Genomic DNA, 17,197 nt, shown 5'->3' on the forward strand with positions numbered 1-17,197 from the left:
CGCCGCAAAAAACGGCAGTGACTTCGGCATGACAACGCCCGCGCCCATGGAATTGCTATTTATTCAATAGCAATCCAGCCAGCACTTACGAGGCATTCGGAGGCATGCAGCTCAAAGGCTGCGTGCATTGAAAGTGTCGCAGGCCTTGATGTCGCCGCTTTGATAGCCCGAGCCGAACCACCGTTGGCGCTGCGCGCTCGATCCGTGGGTGAAGCTGTCGGGCACCACCGCACGGCCCGCGGAACGCTGCAAAGCGTCGTCGCCGATCTTCTGTGCAGCGTTCATCGCGGCCTCGATGTCGCCCGGGTCGAGCCATTTCTTCGACTCCTGCGAATGGTGGGCCCACACGCCCGCGAAGCAGTCGGCCTGCAGCTCGACGCGCACGCTCATCGCGTTGTTCTGCGTCTGGCTGAGTCGGCCGCGCATGCCGTCGACCTTGGCGGTGATGCCGAGTTCGTCCTGCACGTGATGGCCGACCTCGTGCGCAATGACGTACGCCTGCGCGAACTCGCCCGGCGCGCCGAGCTGGTTCTTCAGCGTGTCGTAGAAGCCGAGATCGATGTAGACCTTCTGGTCGCCCGGGCAGTAGAACGGCCCCATGGCCGACTGCCCCGTGCCGCAGGCCGTGGGCGTGGCATCGCGGAACAGCACGAGGCGCGGTGCGTGGTAGGTGCCCCCGTTCTGCCGGAATACGGCCGTCCACACGACTTCGGTGTTCTTGAGCACCGTCGAGACGAACGCCGCTTCGCGGTCGCCGGACGGCGGCTTGGGCGCGGGTCCCTGTTGTTGTTGCTGTACCTGGGCCGGACCGCCACCGCCGCTGAGCAGGCTCAGTACCGTGAGGGGGTTGATGCCGAAGACCCAGCCCGCGATCAGCGCGACCGCGATGGTCCCGATGCCGATGCTGCGCCCGCCGATGAAGCCACCCCCACCGCCACCACCTTCACCGCGGCGGTCTTCGACGTTGTCCGATTGTTCGTTGCCTTCCCATCTCATCGCAGTCTCCTTGCCGGCCATTGCAGGAGGATTTGCCGGCGTTCGCAGGATGGTACTTGCCCCGGCGCCCCCCAGGGTAACCGGCCGTCAGCGGCCGGCTGGCAATACGTCAGGTTTTTGGCAGAGTGACGCCGCGCTGGCCCTGGTACTTGCCGCCGCGGTCCTTGTAGCTGGTCTCGCAGACCTCGTCGCTCTCGAAGAACAGCACCTGCGCACAGCCCTCGCCCGCGTAGATCTTGGCGGGCAGCGGCGTGGTGTTGCTGAATTCGAGCGTCACGTAGCCTTCCCATTCGGGCTCGAACGGCGTGACGTTGACGATGATCCCGCAGCGCGCGTACGTGCTCTTGCCCAGGCAGATGGTCAGCACGTTGCGCGGGATGCGGAAGTACTCGACGGTGCGCGCCAGCGCGAAGCTGTTGGGCGGGATGATGCAGTAGTCGCCGTGCATGTCGACGAAGCTCTTCTCGTCGAAGTTCTTCGGGTCGACGACCGTGCTATGGATATTGGTGAAGACCTTGAATTCAGGCGCGCACCGGATGTCGTAGCCATAGCTCGAGGTGCCGTAGCTGATGATCTTGTGGCCTGCGGCCTCGCGCACCTGGCCGGGCTCGAAGGGCTCGATCATGCCGTTCTGCTCGGCCATGCGCCGGATCCATTTGTCGCTCTTGATGCTCATTTGCTGTCGCTGCTGCGGGGGGAGATGGCGCGAATTGTGGCATGCGCCACCACCCTCCCAGCGGCCCCGGGTGCTACAGCGCCTGCGAAATCACCGTGCGCTCGACCAACCGGTCGTCGCCCAGCACGATCATCGCGAAGAGCATTTCTTCCAGCGTGTTCGCCAGCTTCGTCTTGCGCGCCAGCAACGGCGTGGCCGAAGGGTTGAGCACCAGGAAGTCGGCTTCGCAGCCCGGCTGCAGGTTGCCGACCACGCCGTCGAGCCCCAACGCGCGCGCCGCGCCGCCGGTGTGGCGCCACCAGAGTTCGGAAGGCGCGATGCTCAGGCCGGCCTTGGTCTGGCCCTCGCGGCCGACGTAGTAGGCCGCCATCATGGTGTGGAAGGGGCTGAAGCTGGTGCCGCCGCCCACGTCGCTGGCCAGGCCATAGGGATAGCCCACGCGGTCGGCCGCGCCGAAGTCGAAGAAGCCGCTGCCGAGGAACAGGTTGCTGGTCGGGCTCACGGCCGCGGCCGTCTTCGTCTCGCGCAGCAGTTCGCGGTCGGCCTCGTCGAGGTAGATGCAGTGCGCGTACACGGCGCGCTCGCGCATCAGGCCGAAGCCGGCGTACACGTCGAGGTAGGAGCGCGCCTTCGGGTACAGCTCGCGCACCCAGTTCACTTCGTCGCGGTTCTCCGCCACGTGCGACTGGACCCAGGTGTCGGCGTACTTCGCGGCCAGTTCGCCCGCGCCGCGCAACTGGGCTTCGGTGCTCGCGGGCGCGAAGCGCGGCGTGATGGCATAGCCCAGGCGGTCGACGTTGTGCCATTTGCGGATCAGTGCCTCGGTATCGATCAGGCTTTGCTCGGTTTCATCGCGCACGCCGTCGGGCGAGTTGCGGTCCTGCAGCACCTTGCCCGTGATCATGCGCAGGCCGCGGCGCTGGGCGCCTTCGAAGAAGGCGTCGACCGAGGCCACGTGCGAAGTCGCGAAGGTCAGCGAGGTGGTGACGCCGTTGCGCAGCAGTTCGTCGAAGAACACCTCGGCCACTTCGTTCGAATGCGCAGGGTCGACGAACTTGCTTTCGGCGGGGAAGGTGTAGTTCTCGAGCCAGGGGAGCAACCCCGGCGAGGGCGAACCGATGATGTCGGTCTGCGGAAAGTGGATGTGCATGTCCACGAAGCCCGGCGCGAGGATGCGCCCGGGCAGGTGGGTCGTGTGCGCATCGGGGTGGCGCGGCGCAACGGCGGCATGGCTGCCGGCGTCGAGCACGCGCTGGCGGCCGGTGACGTCAGGGGCGACGACCAGCAGCCCGTCTTCATCGAAAACGGGCTGGCCGGCGGCATCGAATCGCAGGAGGGAGGCGCGGTAGGCTTTTTTCATCGTGGGTAGGGAGGGTAATCCAGCCCCGCCGGCCCACGATTTCCACTCGCGTATGAGTGCTATATGCGGAATGCACTCAGCGTGCTGGCAGTTCGCGCGACTGGATGTCGAAGGGCACGCCGGTCGGCACAGGCCCATCGCCGTCCTTGCGTTTGGTCAGCAGCGAATACTTCGACTCGATGAAATAGACGCGGTTGCCCCACACCGCACCGGACGACGGGTCGTTGAGCCCCGCCACCACCGTCTGCAGGCCGAGCTTGGTGCCGTCGATGCGCGCCACGGTGACCTGGCCGCCATAGGGGCCGTCGCCGAAGGCATTGCTTTCGAACAGCACGAGCCGGCCCGGCTTCCAGGCGCGGATCGCGTCGACGTTCTTCAGCACGCGCGGAGCTTCGATGCGCGTGACCTCGCCCGCATGGCCGTCGGTGCCCAGGCCGATGCGCAGCACGTAGGAAGCTGCCGCCACGAGACTCACGTAGACATCGCGCCCGCCGTCGATGGCGATGCCGTTCAGCCCCTTGTAGGGACCCGGACCGGACAGCACCGGGTCTTCCTTCCAGACCGCGAGTGCGGCAGCACCCGGTGCGAGCTTCAGCACGCGCGGGTGGTAGGAGTCGGTCACGTAGAGATTGCCGCGCGCGTCCTGCGCAAGGTCGTTGCAGTAGCCGTTGTCGGGCATCGCATAGCTGGCACGCGGTGCGCCGGTGACCAGGTCGTAACGCTTGAGCGCGCTCGGCGTCTGCGGCACGGTGGTGAAGCCGCTGTTGCCCGAGCAGATCCACAGCGCCCGCTGCTTCGCATCGACCAGCACGCCCTGCCCGTTCGCAAGCCCGTTGGCGCCGGGCTTCACCAGCACTTCGGCCTTCGGGGCGACGCCCGGCTTCAGCCGCGCGACCGCGCCCTCGCGCCAGCTGCCGACGTAGAACGTACCGTCGGGGCCGATGGCGACGCTTTCCGGATACCAGTCGTCAGGCAGGGCCTGTACGGCGGGCGGCGCGGCCGAGGCCGTCGCCGCGACGTACGCGAGCGACGCTCCGAGCAGCAGTGCGCGCGCCCTCCTCATTGCCACACGCGAAAAACGCGCCCCGTCAGCGGACCTTCGACGCTGCGCACGTAGGCCAGCGCCACGCGCGCGGCCGATACCGTTTCAACGCCCGGGAAGAGCGCGCCGTACGCCGCCACCGATTCGGTCAGCAGCGTCGGGCTCACGGCGTTGATGCGCAGGCCGCGCGACAGCTCGATCGCCGCGCCCTTCACGAAACCCTCGACCGCCGCATTCACGGCAGCCGCATTGCCTCCGCCGCGAACCGGATCGTCGGCCGCGACACCCGTGGTCAGCGTGATCGACCCACCGTCGCGCAGCACATGCTGGCCCAGCAGCGCGAGCCGCACCTGGCCGAGCAGCTTGTCCTGCAGGCCGACATTGAAGTCGGCCGGCCGCATCTCGTTCAGCGGCCCGAAGAACAGCCCGCCCGCCGCCGACACGATGGCATCGACCCGACCGACCGCCGCATACAGCGCCTCGACGCTCGCGTCGCTCGTGATGTCGACCTGGTGCTCGCCACGCGTGCGGCCTGCGCGAATCACCTCGTGGTGGCGCTCGGCCAGTGCCTGCGCCACCGCACTGCCGATGGCGCCTGTCGCGCCCACAACCAGAACTCTCATGAAAACCTCGCCGGATTGAATGAACAGGTGGCCATTGTTTTGCGAACCATCAATTTGATAAATTGCCATCCGGTTCGGTCATTCGAAACTTTGGGTTTTCAATATGGACAAGCTGCGCGCCATGGAAGTCTTCGTTGCCACGGTGGATGCGGGCAGCTTCGCTGCCGCCGCGGAGGCGCTCGACCTGTCGGCCGTGATGGTCGGCAAGCACATCCGCGCGCTCGAAGAACAGCTCGGCGCGCGCCTGCTGGAGCGCACCACGCGCCGCCATTCGCTCACGGAAATCGGCGCTGCCTATCTCGAGCGTTGCCGCGACGTGCTCTCCAGCGTGCACATCGCCGACGGCGTGGCCGAGTCGCTGCGCGCCATGCCGCAGGGCGTGCTGCGCGTGACCGCGCCGGTGGCGTATGGCGCGCACCGGCTCACGCCCGTGATCGGCGAGTACATCGCCGCCTATCCGCAGGTGAAGGTGGAGCTGAGCCTCAACGACCGCGTGGTCGATCTCGCGGAGGAAGGCTTCGACTGCGGCATCCGCTCGGGCGCCGCGGTCGACGAACGGCTCATTGCGAGGCCGCTGGCGCTGTCGCGCATGTACGCGGTGGCCAGCCCCGAATGGGTCGCGCGCCACGGGCAACCCAAGCACCCATCCGAGCTGGAGGCCTTCCCGCTGCTGGGCTTCGCGACCTGGGGGCCGGACCATGCATGGCGCTTCACGCGCAAGGGCAAGACGGTGCATGTGCCCGTGCGCGGCCCGCTCACCACCAACAACGGCCAGGCCCTGCTGGCCGCAGCCATGGCCGGCGTAGGCGTGATCGTGCAGGCCGACGCGCTGCTCGGGCCCGCCATCGCTTCGGGCCAGGTGGTGCGGCTGTTGCCCGGGTGGGAACTTCCCACGCGGCAGGTGCACATCATGCGGCTGCCGGAGGCGCGGCCGAGTGCCAAGCTGCGGACCTTCGTGGACTTTGTGGTCGAGCGGCTGGGCTGAAGATCCGCGTTCCACTGATAAATGACGCCTGCGCTGCTTCGCCAGCGAATCAAGACCCTGTTGCGCCGAAGCTCCATCGCCACGGGCAAAGCCGTCGGCCCGCAAGCCCGTTAACGGGCCACCCGCCCCTGCACACCCTCGACCAGCCAGTTCATCTTCAGGATCTGCTCGTCATTGAGCTGCGCACCCTTGGCGATCACGACGTGGCCTTCGTTGTCGCGCACGTCGGCGGCCACCGCACGAAACGGCTGCAGCTTGCCGGCCGCGATGTCCTTCTGCCGCGCCAGCACCTCGTCCTGCACGGCCTTGGGCACCTTGGTGCCGAAGTCGCCGACGCGGATCATTCCTTCCTTCACGCCGCCCCAGAGGTTGCTGCTCTTCCAGCTGCCTTCGAGCACGGCCTTCGCGCGCTGCGTGTAGTAGCCGCCCCACTGGTGCGTGACCGCGACGATCTGGGCGTCGGGGGCGATCTTGCGCATGTCGGAGTGATAGGCGACGGCCATCCTGCCGCGCTCCTGCGCCGCGGCCATCACGGCGGTGGAGCCGGTGTGGAAGGCCACCACGTCGGCGTTCCGGTCGAACAGCGCCATCGCGGCGTCGCGCTCCTTCGGCGGATCGAACCACTCGTTGAGCCACACCACGTGGACCTTCGCAGCCGGATTCACCGAGCGCATGCCGAGCGCGAAGGCGTTGATGCCCTGCAGCACCTCGGGAATCGGGAAGCCCGCGACGTAGCCGGCGATGTTGGTCTTCGTCATGCGGCCGGCCGCGATGCCCGCGAGGTAGCGGCCCTCGTAGTAGCGCGCATTGGCGGTCGCGACGTTGGGCGCGGTCTTGTAGCCGGTGATCGATTCGAACTTCACCTCGGGGAAGTCTTTCGCCACCTTCAGCGTCGGCTCCATGTAGCCGAAGCTCGGCGTGAAGATGAGCGTGTTGCCCTGCTGCGCGAGGTCGCGGATCACGCGCTCGGCGTCGGCGCCTTCGGCCACGTTCTCGACGTAGGTGGTCTGGACCTTGCCGCCCAGCGCCGCGTCGACGGCCTTGCGGCCTTCCTCGTGCTGGCGCACCCAGCCGGCATCGGTGACGGGCGTGACGTAGACGAAGCCGATCTTCAGCGGCGCCTTGGGCGGCTGCGTCTGCGAGAAGGCGGGAGAAAAGAAAAAGCAAGCGGCAACGCACGCCAGAACGGCGCGGCCCGCGAGGTTTTTGTACATGGTGTTCCTCTACATGGCCCCGGAAAAGCACAACCCGCAACCGGCCGGGACGCCCGGCTGCGGGGTTCGGATTTTAGTGCGGCCTTCCCGGCACCGCGATGGGTGCCGCCGCCAAACGGCAGGCGCGCAACGGGGTCGCCGTCCGTCGTTCGGCCGTTTTTCTACTCGAGCTGCACATGCTGGCGCACAGCCTCCAGCAACAGCGTGGCCAGCCGGCTCGCCGGGGCCTCGGAGTGGGCCTGCGCGCGATAGAGCACGAGCGAAATCTGCGGCAGCGGCGGCAGGGACAGCGTCGCGCGATCGATGGCGCGCACGTGCGAGGGCAGCCCGAAGGGCGTGCGCACCGTCAGACCCAGTCCGGCCGATGCGGCAGCCCACAGCGCCGCGAGGCTGGCACTGCCGAAAGCCCGGCGCCACGGCACGCCGGCGCGGTCGAGCGCGGTGATCACGATCTCGCGCAACGGGCACGGGGCGTCGAGCATGATCAGCGGCAGCGGCTCCTTGCTCCTGGCCTGGCGCGTCCCGGCGCCGCGGCTCTCGCGCTCCGTCCACCAGGGTGCTTCGACCCTGTCGGGCGTCTTCGGGCCGATCCACAACAGCGGCAGGCGCGCGACGCGTTCGGCGTAGGGCGACAGGGGCTGGTCGCCCGCGTCCCACGCCAGTGCCAGGTCGAGCTGGCCGAGTTCGAGCCGCTCGCGCAGTTCGCCGCTGCGCGCCACGCAGGCCTCGATGCGCACCTTGGGGTGGGCGCGCGCGAAGCGGCCAAGCACGGCGGGCAGCAGCGTCTCGCCGAAGTCTTCCTGCAGGCCCAGGCGCACCCAGCCCTGCAGGTCGGTGCCGCGCATGGCGGCGCCGGCTTCTTCATTCAGTTCGAGCATGCGGTGGGCATAGGTCAGCAGCGTCTCGCCTGCATCGGTGAGCTCCAACCCGCGGCCGGCCTTGCGGAACAGCACGGTGCCGGCCTGCGACTCCAGCTTCTTCAGCTGCGCGCTCACCGCCGAGGTCGAGCGGCCCAGCCTGTCGGCCGCGCGCGCATAGCTGCCGAGCGCGATGCCGGTGGAGAAGGTGCGCAGCACGTCGAGATCGAACATCACCTGGCTCATGTCGGGTCCTTTTCTTATCGTCCTGATTTTCGGGACGATGGGCTCATTATTTTCTGATTTTCAAAACCTTTGCAGCAGCCGACACTGCCCTGCAACATGACCCCTTCACCCCACTCCTCTTCGTTTTCGCCGCGCCACCGCTGGAAGGTGCTGGCTGCAGGCGTGGCTGCCAACGCGGCCTTTTCCGTGGCCTTCAGCGGCATTCCCATGACCGCCGTGCTGATGCGCACCGGCTACCAGCTCGACAACGCCACGCTCGGGCTGGTGCTGGGCGTCATGGGGCTGGGCATTGCCGTGAGCGAGCTGCCGTGGGGCCTGTTGACCGACCGCTGGGGCGACCGCCCCGTGCTGCTGACGGGCCTGGGCAGCACGGCCATCGCGCTGGTGGCGATGGCGCTGTGGGCCGCGCCGGGCGCAGGGCACATTCCCGGCCTCGGCTGGCTCGGCGCCGGGCTGCTGCTGGTCGGCCTGCTGGGCGGCAGCGTCAACGGTGCCAGCGGCCGCGCGGTGATGACCTGGTTCGAGGCCGGCGAGCGCGGCCTTGCAATGAGCATCCGGCAGACGGCCGTGCCGCTGGGCGGCGGGATCGGCGCGCTGGTGCTGCCCTTCGTCGCGCTGCACTTCGGCTTTGCCGCGCTCTACGGCCTGCTGGCCTTGCTGTGCGCATTGAGCGCGGCCATGAGCTGGGCCTGGGTGCACGAGCCGCCCATTGCGCCCCGTACCAAGGCCACGGCCGAAGCGCGTGCCATGCCGAAGAGCGGCCCGCTGAGCGACGCCCGCGTGTGGCGCATCGTGCTGGGCATCGGCATTCTCTGCGCGCCGCAGTTCGCGGTGCTGTCCTTCGGCACTGTGTTCCTGCACGACTTCGGACACGCGGGCCTGGCGACGATCACCGCCACGATGGTCTTCACGCAGGTCGGTGCGATGGTGATGCGCGTGTGGAGCGGTCGCTGGACCGACCGCCGCCGCAACCGGCCGGCCTACCTGCGCGCCTGCAGCGCGCTCAGCGTGCTGCTGTTCGCTGCACTCGCGGTGCTGGTGATGGCCGCCGGTACACATGTCGCCGATTCACTGGCGCTGCGCATCGCGCTGGTCGGGCTGCTGGGTGTGAGCGGTGTCTGCGTGTCGGCATGGCACGGCGTGGCCTACACCGAGCTCGCCACGCTGGCCGGTGCGGCACGCGCCGGCACGGCCCTGGGTATGGCGAACACCAGCGTGTTCCTGGTGTGCTTCATCACGCCCTTCTCTATTCCGCACCTGCTGGCGCTGCAAGGCTGGCCGCTGGTGTCGCTCACGGCCAGCGCCTGTGCACTGGTGGCAATGCCACTGCTGGTGCCGCCCAATACCGCAGCCACTGCCGATCAGAAGGTCGCGAAGACCGCGTTGAGCCGGTCGACGTAGGCGCGCTTTGCGGCCGCGTCGATGAAGCTGCCCTCGAAGCTGTTCGCCGCGAGTTGCCAGGCCTGCTGCGCGTTGAGCCCCGTGGCCGCGAAGGTCTGCGTGAAGTTCTGGTTCATGTAGCCGCCGAAGTAGGCCGGGTCGTCCGAGTTGACAGTGGCGACCAGGCCCGCGTCGAGCAGCGCGCCCAGGTTGTGCTGCGACAGGTCGGGAAACACGCAGAGCTTGAGGTTCGACAGCGGGCACACGGTGAGCGGGATGCGGTCTTGTGCGAGCCGCTTCATCAGCGCCGGGTCTTTGGTGCTTTGCACGCCGTGGTCGACGCGCTCGACCTTGAGCACGTCGAGCGCGCTCCAGACGTACTCGGGCGGGCCTTCTTCGCCCGCGTGCGCGACGAGGTGAAAACCCAGCTCGCGGCAGCGCGCGAACACGCGCGCGAACTTTTCCGGAGGGTGGCCGACTTCGCTCGAATCGAGCCCCACGCCGATGAACTTGTCCCGAAACGGCAGCGCCTGCTCCAGGGTCTCGAAAGCCTCTTCCTCGCTCAGGTGGCGCAGGAAGCACAGGATGAGAGCCGCGCTCACCCCCAGCTTCGGCCGCGCATCGACGCATGCGCGGTGCAGGCCGTTGACGACGGTTTCCATCGCCACGCCGCGCGCGGTGTGCGTCTGCGGGTCGAAGAACATCTCGGTGTGCACCACGTTGTCGGCCGCGGCGCGCTCCAGGTAGGCCCAGGCCATGTCGTAGAAATCTTGTTCCTTCAGCAGCACGCTGGCGCCGGCGTAGTAGATGTCGAGAAAGCTCTGCAGGTTGGTGAAGGCGTAGGCGCGGCGCAACTCCTCGACGCTGGCGTACGGAATGGACACGCCGTTGCGCTGCGCGAGCGCGAAGATGAGTTCGGGTTCGAGCGAACCCTCGATGTGCATGTGCAGCTCGGCCTTGGGCATGGCGCGCAGCAGCTCGGGCAGGCGCTCGGCGGCGATGCGGTCGAAGCTCTTGTCGAAAGAGGGGCGGAAATCGGTCATGGTGGGGACTGCTGCTGCGTTGTGATCCCTCGCAGCATAAAGCCAGCCACCGCCGGCGCGATGCCCGAAACCGTATAGGTGTCAGTCGATGCTGCGTGCCGAGCTGGTCAGCGCGGGGCAGAAGACGCCGGCCGCGCAGTCGCATAGGCGCGCCCGATGCCTTGCCATGCCGTGTGCGAGTACGTCAAATGTCGGCATTTCCACCGCCCCTTCAGGAGACACATGCCCATCGACACCCTCGCCACCTGGCACCGGCTCGTCAAGGAACGCGATGCGGCGGGGCTCGATGCCCTGCTCGACGACGACGCCGTCTTCCATTCGCCGGTGGTGCACAAGCCCCAGGTCGGGAAGGCCATCACGCAGAAGTATCTGGCGGCGGCGTTCCAGGTCTTCTTCAACGAGAGCTTCCGCTATGTGCGCGAACTCAGGTCAGAGCGCGATGCGGTGCTCGAATTCGCGCTCGAGCTGGATGGCATCCAGATCAACGGCGTCGACATGATGAAGTGGAACGACGCAGGCAGGATCACCGAGTTCAAGGTGATGCTGCGCCCGCTGAATGCCGTGAACCTGATCCACCAGAAGATGGCGGCGCAGCTCCAGCCCCCGCAATCCTGACAGTGCCAATGCGCCCGGCACGCCCAGAGCGTCGAACCAGCGCGGCCCCTTCGCGAGACACCGCGGAACCGGCTCCGCCGGGCCGCAGGTGTCGCCCCCGGCGAGGGGGTTGGCGCAGCGACACGAAGTGCGCGTAGCCTGGGGGAGTGTTTATTCAGCGACGACGTGCAGGCTGCCCTGCACGCTGTACGCCCGCACGCACATCCGGGTCAGCTGCACGAGAAACCGGAACACGGCCGGCTCGCTCAGGCAATCCGGGGTGATCGCCATGATGTCCTTGCGGAACTCCATCAGCCCGTTGCCGGACATCGCCATTTCGGCGGAGGTGCCGTAGTAGTGCTTCCAGAAGTCCTGCAGCGGGCCGCGCTTCACTTCGTCAATCACGAGCGTATAGCCGCGCTCCCAGACCTCCTCGTCCATGGCCAGGCAATCGACGTTGGGGTCCTGCAGACGGGCACCTGGGGGCACCAGGAACACGCGCCGCGTCGCTACCCGCTCAACGGCGGCTTGCTGTGGGCGCATTGCCTGACTCCCCAAGCTCGATTGAAGCGGCTGGCGAGGTGCAAGAAACGGTGAAAGGATGTTCTGCAGCATGGCGTGTGCTTCTCATGATGGGTGCCTCGAGGGAACCAGGAGGTGTGACAGCTGAAAATTCAAACCGCGAGCAGCCGCAGGCGGCTCGCGTTGGAATGGGCCAGGCTCTTTGGCTGGTCCCAGGTTCCATCGGCGTTCAATGTGGTGGTCAGCGCATAGACGCCGGCCGGATACGACAACTCGAGTGGGTTGTTGATCGCGCTGACGTCGATCACATCGCCTTCCTCGTAGTCGCCATAGGCGATGAAGTAGCGGGGGCGCGGCGAGAAGGCCAGGTTCTGGTTGGGGCGTGCCTGCGCCGCATACACCGTGCTGCCTCCCATGGTCACGCCCACGGCAGCCGCGGACCTGCCCGGGACGCTGGCCGACTCGGCGAGATAGAACCGCGACCGATCGGGTCCCGGGATCGGGTTCACGAACCGGTAGGCACGGTCGTAGTCGAGCGTGATCTTGTTGTTCAGGCCGGTCGCGTCGTAGGTTTCCGTGGCGGTGAACTGGGTGCCGGGCTGCAGTTCGCCAGTTTCAGCCCAGGAGAAGCCGGTGTCGACGCTCCACTGGAACTTGACGCGCGAACTCGGGCCCGGGTTCGAGAACTCGGCGAACCAGGCCAGCGACAGCGCATTCGGCGCCCATTGCGTCGGGTCGTTCTGGAACACCATGAAATAAGCCGAATGACTTGCATGGTTGTTGACCGTGACTGAATAGATCATCCCCATGGCAACTCTCTTCCGGAAGTGATGGATCGGGCAGCTGGTGCCGCAACGGCACCGAACTGGACCTCACTCTAGGGATCGCCGGGGGAGAATGAAATTACAGGCGATTACACGCGCTGTGCGCCGCCCTGGATCTCGAAGGGATAGTTGCCGAGGCGCACGTTTCCGCGCCGCCGCTCGACCAGCGGCGGCTCGGCCAGCCGGGGCGCCAACGCATTGAGGATCTGGTGCTTCGCCCTGAAGATCTGGATGTTCACGTACGAGGGCTCCACGCCCAGCATGCGCGAGAGTTCGTCCAGCCCGATCCAGCCCTGGCTCTGCGGCGCTACGCCTCTTTGCGCGTCCTGCTGCCGCACGCGGGCCAGCGTGACGAGGGTGTAGTGATGGATGCGTTCGCCGAGCGACACCGATTTGCCGTCCGCCACCACGCTCAGGCTCGTGTGCTCCTCGTTCTGGCTGACGTTGAAGTGCAGTGAAACCTCCGCCGAGGCCGGCGCCGAGGCTGCGATCGGGTTCTCGGACGTGGACGCCAGGTCGTCGCCCAGCACGAACTCCCAGGTGCTGCCTGAGGTGCGCACCACGGTGCCATCGCTCAGGTACTCGATGCCGCCGATGTGCTCGAGCATCCATTTGCCTTCGTGGAAATACACGTTCACTTCAGGCTGCTGCTCGTCCGGCAGCAGGTTTTCGCGGAGGTTCAGCACCACGGCGGCGCCGCGCCCCTCGCTCGGAAAAAGGCAGGTGGCCGGCGGCGCGAGGTCGTCCGCGATCCAGACCGTTTCATCGCCCACGCCCATGCGGACTTCGGCCCCCGCGGGCAAGACGGTCCAGCGGCCGCCCGGCAGCCGCTCGCCGTTCAACGTGGTGCCGTTGCGGCTCTGGTCGACGATCTCCCATGCGCGGCTGTTCCACCGGACCAGCGCATGGACCTGTGACACGTCCGGCGCCTTCAGCACCGTCTGGCACGCCGAGGCGCGGCGGCCGAAGGCATGCACGGGCCGCAGCATGGTGGCGCGCCCGTCGAGCTTGTTCCTGAAAATAGCCATCGGTGCATTCTCTCTCGCGAGGTCAGACGTAGAGCGCCTGTGGATTGAGGTCGCCCTCGCTCATCGGAGTGTCGCGCCATCCCATGGCGACGGGCACCTTGTACAGGCGCGGGTTGCCCAGCTCCGGCCAGATGTGGCACAGGCCGGGCACGACCACCTTCACCGTGCACAGCGGGATGTCGGGGCGCGTGTGGTCGAGGACGATGGTCTCCAAGCCGAGGGCAGCGGCAATGCAGACGCATCGCCTGATTTCTTCGGCGATATCCGTCTGCGCGGCCGGCGCCGGCACGGCGTCGCTCACCTTCGACGGCATGAGAAAGCCGGCGCGCTGCATTGCGAAGGTCTTGCCGGCCGCGATCAGCTGGCTCATTTCCGTGAGCGCGCGTTCGCAGGCCAGCGCGCGGTCGGTGCTGCAGCCGAAGCCGATGGCCCACTCGCCCGTTTGCCCATGCCGGCCGACGGCAACCGCCACCGGGATGCCGAAGTCATGGGTGATGTCGAGCACCCAGCGCTCCCACTCCGGGCCGCAGGTGCGCTCGACGCGCTGGCGGATTTCGGCGCACAGGCCGCCCAGGTCGATGGCCGGCCTGCGGATCTCGCCGTACCACCAGATGGCTGCGGCATCGCGCTCCACCAGTTCCAGAAAGCCCTGCAGGATGGCTTCCTCGCGCGTGTTCCCGGCGGCGCATCCGTTCGATGTCCAGTTGACGTGGCACTGGCTTGGCACCGGCGCATTCGCGAAGCAGAAAGCCAGCGGCAGGTAGCAGCGGGCATCGGAAGTCAGCGACCAGGCGGGCGTCCACCACGCGGGCTGCCCCGGCGCGGCGGACGAGCTCGCCACGGCGTGCGGTGGCTTCTCCGTGTCGAACCGCGCGCGTTGCCGATCGCTGAAGAGCGCCAGCGCCTGCGGCTGGACGCAGCGCGCGTCGAGGTCGGCGGCGAGCGCGACGACCGAGGCCTCGTCGCCCTGGTAGAAGGCGGCGTGGCGTTCGACCGCCTCGCACAAAGCGCTGGCGCGGGACTGCGTCAGCGACATGCCTTTGCCGAGGCAAACCTGGGTCAGCGGGCCGGGCAGCGCGTCGCCGCCGGCCGGTGCAGTCCTGAAGATCTCGCTGCGATAGACCGTCAGCGCGTCGTCGGATTCGGCGTTGAGCGGCCGCACCTGCGCGATCACCCCGCACAGCGGACTGACGTGGCGCGCCAGCCGCTCCACCGTGGCCGAGGCAGGTACCGTGCGCCAGCCGCCATCGCGCCGGGCGGTGGGAAGGCCAGGCGCCAGCGCGATGCGTTCGCGTTGCCGCTGCGCCATGAGTCCCGGCGTTCCGCACTGCGGGCACTGGGGACGGCCGAAGACGAAATGCGGCTGCAGTGAATCCAGCGTGCGCACCTGCGCATCGGCGTGCGCGACGAGTTGCGTGGCGATGGGGAGCAGTCGATCGAGGCGTTCGCCGACAAGCCCGTCGCCGGCGCGCACGGGCAGGCCGATGACCATGCCGCCGTGACGGTCCTGCCACCAGGCGCGCGCCGGCCGGTTCCCGAGCCACCGATGCGCGAGGCAATGCCAGCAGGGGCCGGCCGGCTTCGCGCGCGGCCTGAAGACCGGGCCGGCCATGGCCTGCTCGCCGGTCGGCTTGACCAGCAGCCACGGACGCCCCGAAGCGCGCTGCTGCGCATCGATCACGCCGAGCCGCGGGTCCAGGTAGTCGTCGCAGAACACGAGGGTGAGGCCGGCGTCGCCCGCCTCGGCGATCCCCTGCCCCCAGTGCCGTGCCGCATCGTCGTTCACGGCCTGCGACAGCACGACGAAATCGACGTGATCGGAGACGGCCGCGCGCACGGGCTCCACCGAGAAATCGGGCACGAGGTACGGCTCGCCGCCGTCCATCGCAGCGGGTCGCACGAGGCCCTGGCGCGCCAATGCTTCGAGCGCATGCAGCATTTCCGCGAGCGGCGCCGCCGCGCCTTCGCTGCGGCAATGCGCCGCGAGGCTGACACGCTCGCGCAGCACCTGCTCGAGGGCAATGACGCCCGGCGAGCCGAGCACGAGCAGCTCGTTCTCGCTCAACAGCAGCAGGTTGTCCTTCAGCACGACCGGCGGCAGGTGCTTCTCATGCCACCGGAAAACGTCGCCGAAGAAATCCGGTGCCGCGGCGCTACGCATCGTCTTGCGGGCCCAGTGCAAGGCGCACGACGGCATAGGGCCAGGCACCTGTCGCAGCCTGGAACGCCGCTTCGAACAGCCGATGCTGTTCGGAGAATTGGGCATAGATGTGGTCTTCGGACAGCACCCGCATCGACGGATGCAGACGCGCGATCTGCACGGCATCTTCGAAGCCCGACACCACCGGCAGCCGCTTGCCGCCCACCGCCATGGGCTGGCGCGCGAGCACCGGATGCACATGGTCGAGCACGACGGTGCACGGCGTCGCGCCGTGCTCGAAGCGCCCGGCCAACCGGCGCAGCAGGGCCTCCAGCGGCGCCTGCGGCAGGTAGGGGCAGACGCCCTCCAGCATCGCGAGCACGGGCCGCTCGCCGGGCAGGCCGGCGGCGTCGAGCCACGCGTCGTCGAGGATCGAGCATGCGAGGTCGGTCTCGCCTTCGCCGCGCGCCATGTGCTGCGCCCGCAGGCCGATGGCCTCAGGCAGATCGATGTTCAACCAGCGGGAGCCTGCCGCCACGGCGGCCCCGAGCCGGCTGCGCCGCGTGCACAGCCCCGCGCCCAACGTGATGCACAGGCCGCCCGGATGGGTTGCGAGGAACTCGGCCGCAAAACGGTCGAACAGCGCGGCACGCAGGACCACGCTCCTGACGAATGCCGCGTCCATCGCATAGGCCGAGAGGTCGAAGGGCAGCGACGCCGCGATGCGCTGCGCCTCGGGATCGGAGAACGCCTGCGCATCGCCGCGCAGGCGACTGGCCTCGGCGCGCGCGGCCAGCGTCAGCAGGAGCGTGGCCGTGGCGCCTTGCAGCGCGCCCGTGGCCAGCCCCCGGTCGACCGCGGACTCAGCAGGTGAAGGGATAGGGGTCGCCCGTGTTGTTGTACGAGGTGAGCGCGATCGCCCGCATGCCCTCTTCCACCGGCGCGTTCGGGTAGTTGAGCAGGAGGCCGTTCTTGATCGGCGAGCCGTCGGCATTCTCCAGGTTCCATTCGCCGCGCGCCGTGTCCCACGTGAAGGCGGAATTGGTCGTGAACAGGATCTTGAAATTGAACGGATTGTTGTAGCCCAGCCATTGGCTCAGCACCGGCGCCTTGTCGGTGTCGGGGTCGCGCGTCAGGTCGAAAAGGAACTCCGGCGATTGCCATGCGAGCGCGATCGCGCGCAGCACCAGGCCGCCGAACGCCAGCAGCGAACCTTCGCCGCCGCCGGGGATGCCCAGGCCCGTGGGCAGCGCGGCTTTCATCAGGCCGGGGGTGGACGCTTCGGGCGCTTCGAAGGCGACGGCGCCGCCCATGAAGTTCGGGAACACCTGGTAGTAGGCGGCCAGCGCCTCCGCGGCATGCGAGGACGGCGCCTGCGGCAGCACGATGATGAAGGAATCGTCGGGGCCGACCCAGCCGGAGGTCTGCATCGGCTTCCATTCGGCGCGCATGTCCGGATCCGGATTCTGGAAGAGCCTGATGTCGACTTGCGGCCACATCGTCGGCAGGCCGAAGTCGCGGCGCAGCATGGGCTGGATGTCCTGCTGGTCGAGCAGTTCGCGGCGGTAGGCATCGTCCTGCCACGATCGGGCAACGCCTCGGAGATAGGCAAGGCGGAATTCGAGCAGCGGTTCGGCGCTTTGGCGTTGAGGGGTCATGGTCACTTC

17 protein-coding genes are annotated in these 17,197 nt (G+C 67.9%); 3 read left to right on the forward strand and 14 right to left on the reverse strand.

Annotated elements, in window-relative coordinates; all coding sequences use genetic code 11:
• Nucleotides 1-111 precede the first annotated feature (111 nt).
• The 5 genes from ypfJ to ACEOAB_RS20180 all read right to left on the reverse strand — a co-directional run bounded on the left by ypfJ (nt 112) and on the right by ACEOAB_RS20180 (nt 4,697).
• The gene (ypfJ, locus tag ACEOAB_RS20160; RefSeq protein ID WP_007837323.1) at nt 112-996 is read right to left on the reverse strand and encodes a KPN_02809 family neutral zinc metallopeptidase; all 885 of its coding nucleotides are present in this window, start codon (nt 994-996) and stop codon (nt 112-114) included.
• Nucleotides 997-1,105: 109 nt separating this feature from the next.
• Complete coding sequence (dcd, locus tag ACEOAB_RS20165; protein ID WP_015866656.1) at nt 1,106-1,672, reverse strand: dCTP deaminase; 567 nt, start codon at nt 1,670-1,672, stop codon at nt 1,106-1,108.
• A gap of 73 nt (nt 1,673-1,745) precedes the next feature.
• Nucleotides 1,746-3,032, reverse strand: a complete 1,287-nt coding sequence (gene guaD / locus ACEOAB_RS20170) for a guanine deaminase (protein ID WP_413748760.1) — start codon at nt 3,030-3,032, stop codon at nt 1,746-1,748.
• Nucleotides 3,033-3,108: 76 nt separating this feature from the next.
• On the reverse strand, nt 3,109-4,095 hold the full coding sequence (locus ACEOAB_RS20175; protein WP_413748761.1) for an NHL repeat-containing protein: 987 nt from the start codon (nt 4,093-4,095) through the stop codon (nt 3,109-3,111).
• Complete coding sequence (locus ACEOAB_RS20180; RefSeq protein WP_413748762.1) at nt 4,092-4,697, reverse strand: short chain dehydrogenase; 606 nt, start codon at nt 4,695-4,697, stop codon at nt 4,092-4,094. Before ACEOAB_RS20180 ends, ACEOAB_RS20175 begins: the two co-directional genes overlap by 4 nt.
• Before the next feature lie 103 nt (nt 4,698-4,800).
• Here ACEOAB_RS20180 and ACEOAB_RS20185 point away from each other — a divergent pair, with 103 nt between their 5' ends.
• Nucleotides 4,801-5,682 (forward strand): LysR family transcriptional regulator, encoded by an 882-nt coding sequence (locus ACEOAB_RS20185; protein WP_413748763.1) that lies wholly within the window; start codon nt 4,801-4,803, stop codon nt 5,680-5,682.
• Between the two features lie 110 nt (nt 5,683-5,792).
• Here ACEOAB_RS20185 and ACEOAB_RS20190 read toward each other — a convergent pair whose 3' ends face one another.
• Both ACEOAB_RS20190 and ACEOAB_RS20195 read right to left on the reverse strand, forming a co-directional pair.
• Entirely contained in the window at nt 5,793-6,896 is a 1,104-nt protein-coding gene (locus tag ACEOAB_RS20190; protein ID WP_413748764.1) for a BMP family ABC transporter substrate-binding protein, read from the reverse strand.
• Nucleotides 6,897-7,057: 161 nt separating this feature from the next.
• Nucleotides 7,058-7,999, reverse strand: coding sequence for a LysR substrate-binding domain-containing protein (locus ACEOAB_RS20195; protein ID WP_413748765.1), 942 nt, complete (start codon nt 7,997-7,999; stop codon nt 7,058-7,060).
• Nucleotides 8,000-8,095: 96 nt separating this feature from the next.
• On the opposite strand from ACEOAB_RS20195, the gene ACEOAB_RS20200 reads away from it, so the two are divergent.
• Nucleotides 8,096-9,400 (forward strand): MFS transporter, encoded by a 1,305-nt coding sequence (locus ACEOAB_RS20200; protein WP_495653069.1) that lies wholly within the window; start codon nt 8,096-8,098, stop codon nt 9,398-9,400.
• Here the strand turns inward: ACEOAB_RS20200 and ACEOAB_RS20205 are convergent.
• Nucleotides 9,361-10,422, reverse strand: coding sequence for an adenosine deaminase (locus ACEOAB_RS20205; protein WP_413750532.1), 1,062 nt, complete (start codon nt 10,420-10,422; stop codon nt 9,361-9,363). The two genes, ACEOAB_RS20200 and ACEOAB_RS20205, sit on opposite strands and share 40 nt — an antisense overlap.
• Nucleotides 10,423-10,644: 222 nt before the next feature.
• Here ACEOAB_RS20205 and ACEOAB_RS20210 point away from each other — a divergent pair, with 222 nt between their 5' ends.
• Nucleotides 10,645-11,037: a nuclear transport factor 2 family protein gene (locus ACEOAB_RS20210; protein ID WP_413750533.1), complete on the forward strand. Its 393-nt coding sequence runs from the start codon at nt 10,645-10,647 to the stop codon at nt 11,035-11,037.
• A 150-nt stretch (nt 11,038-11,187) separates the two neighbouring features.
• Here ACEOAB_RS20210 and ACEOAB_RS20215 read toward each other — a convergent pair whose 3' ends face one another.
• From ACEOAB_RS20215 to ACEOAB_RS20240, 6 genes are all read right to left on the reverse strand, one after another.
• On the reverse strand, nt 11,188-11,631 hold the full coding sequence (locus ACEOAB_RS20215) for a hypothetical protein (protein WP_235507889.1): 444 nt from the start codon (nt 11,629-11,631) through the stop codon (nt 11,188-11,190).
• A 59-nt stretch (nt 11,632-11,690) separates the two neighbouring features.
• Nucleotides 11,691-12,347, reverse strand: coding sequence for a RhiA family protein (locus tag ACEOAB_RS20220; RefSeq protein WP_413750534.1), 657 nt, complete (start codon nt 12,345-12,347; stop codon nt 11,691-11,693).
• 104 nt (nt 12,348-12,451) lie between these two features.
• The gene (locus ACEOAB_RS20225; protein WP_413750535.1) at nt 12,452-13,390 is read right to left on the reverse strand and encodes an FHA domain-containing protein; all 939 of its coding nucleotides are present in this window, start codon (nt 13,388-13,390) and stop codon (nt 12,452-12,454) included.
• A 22-nt stretch (nt 13,391-13,412) separates the two neighbouring features.
• Nucleotides 13,413-15,551, reverse strand: coding sequence for a TOMM precursor leader peptide-binding protein (locus ACEOAB_RS20230; RefSeq protein ID WP_413750536.1), 2,139 nt, complete (start codon nt 15,549-15,551; stop codon nt 13,413-13,415).
• On the reverse strand, nt 15,544-16,374 hold the full coding sequence (locus ACEOAB_RS20235) for a class I SAM-dependent methyltransferase (RefSeq protein WP_495653845.1): 831 nt from the start codon (nt 16,372-16,374) through the stop codon (nt 15,544-15,546). Before ACEOAB_RS20235 ends, ACEOAB_RS20230 begins: the two co-directional genes overlap by 8 nt.
• Nucleotides 16,375-16,393: 19 nt before the next feature.
• A complete protein-coding gene (locus ACEOAB_RS20240; protein ID WP_413750479.1) occupies nt 16,394-17,188 on the reverse strand; it encodes a BMA_0021/BMA_0022 family TOMM bacteriocin in 795 nt (264 codons plus the stop codon).
• Between the last annotated feature and the right edge of the window lie 9 nt (nt 17,189-17,197).

This window comes from Variovorax sp. Varisp53, from assembly GCF_059491555.1.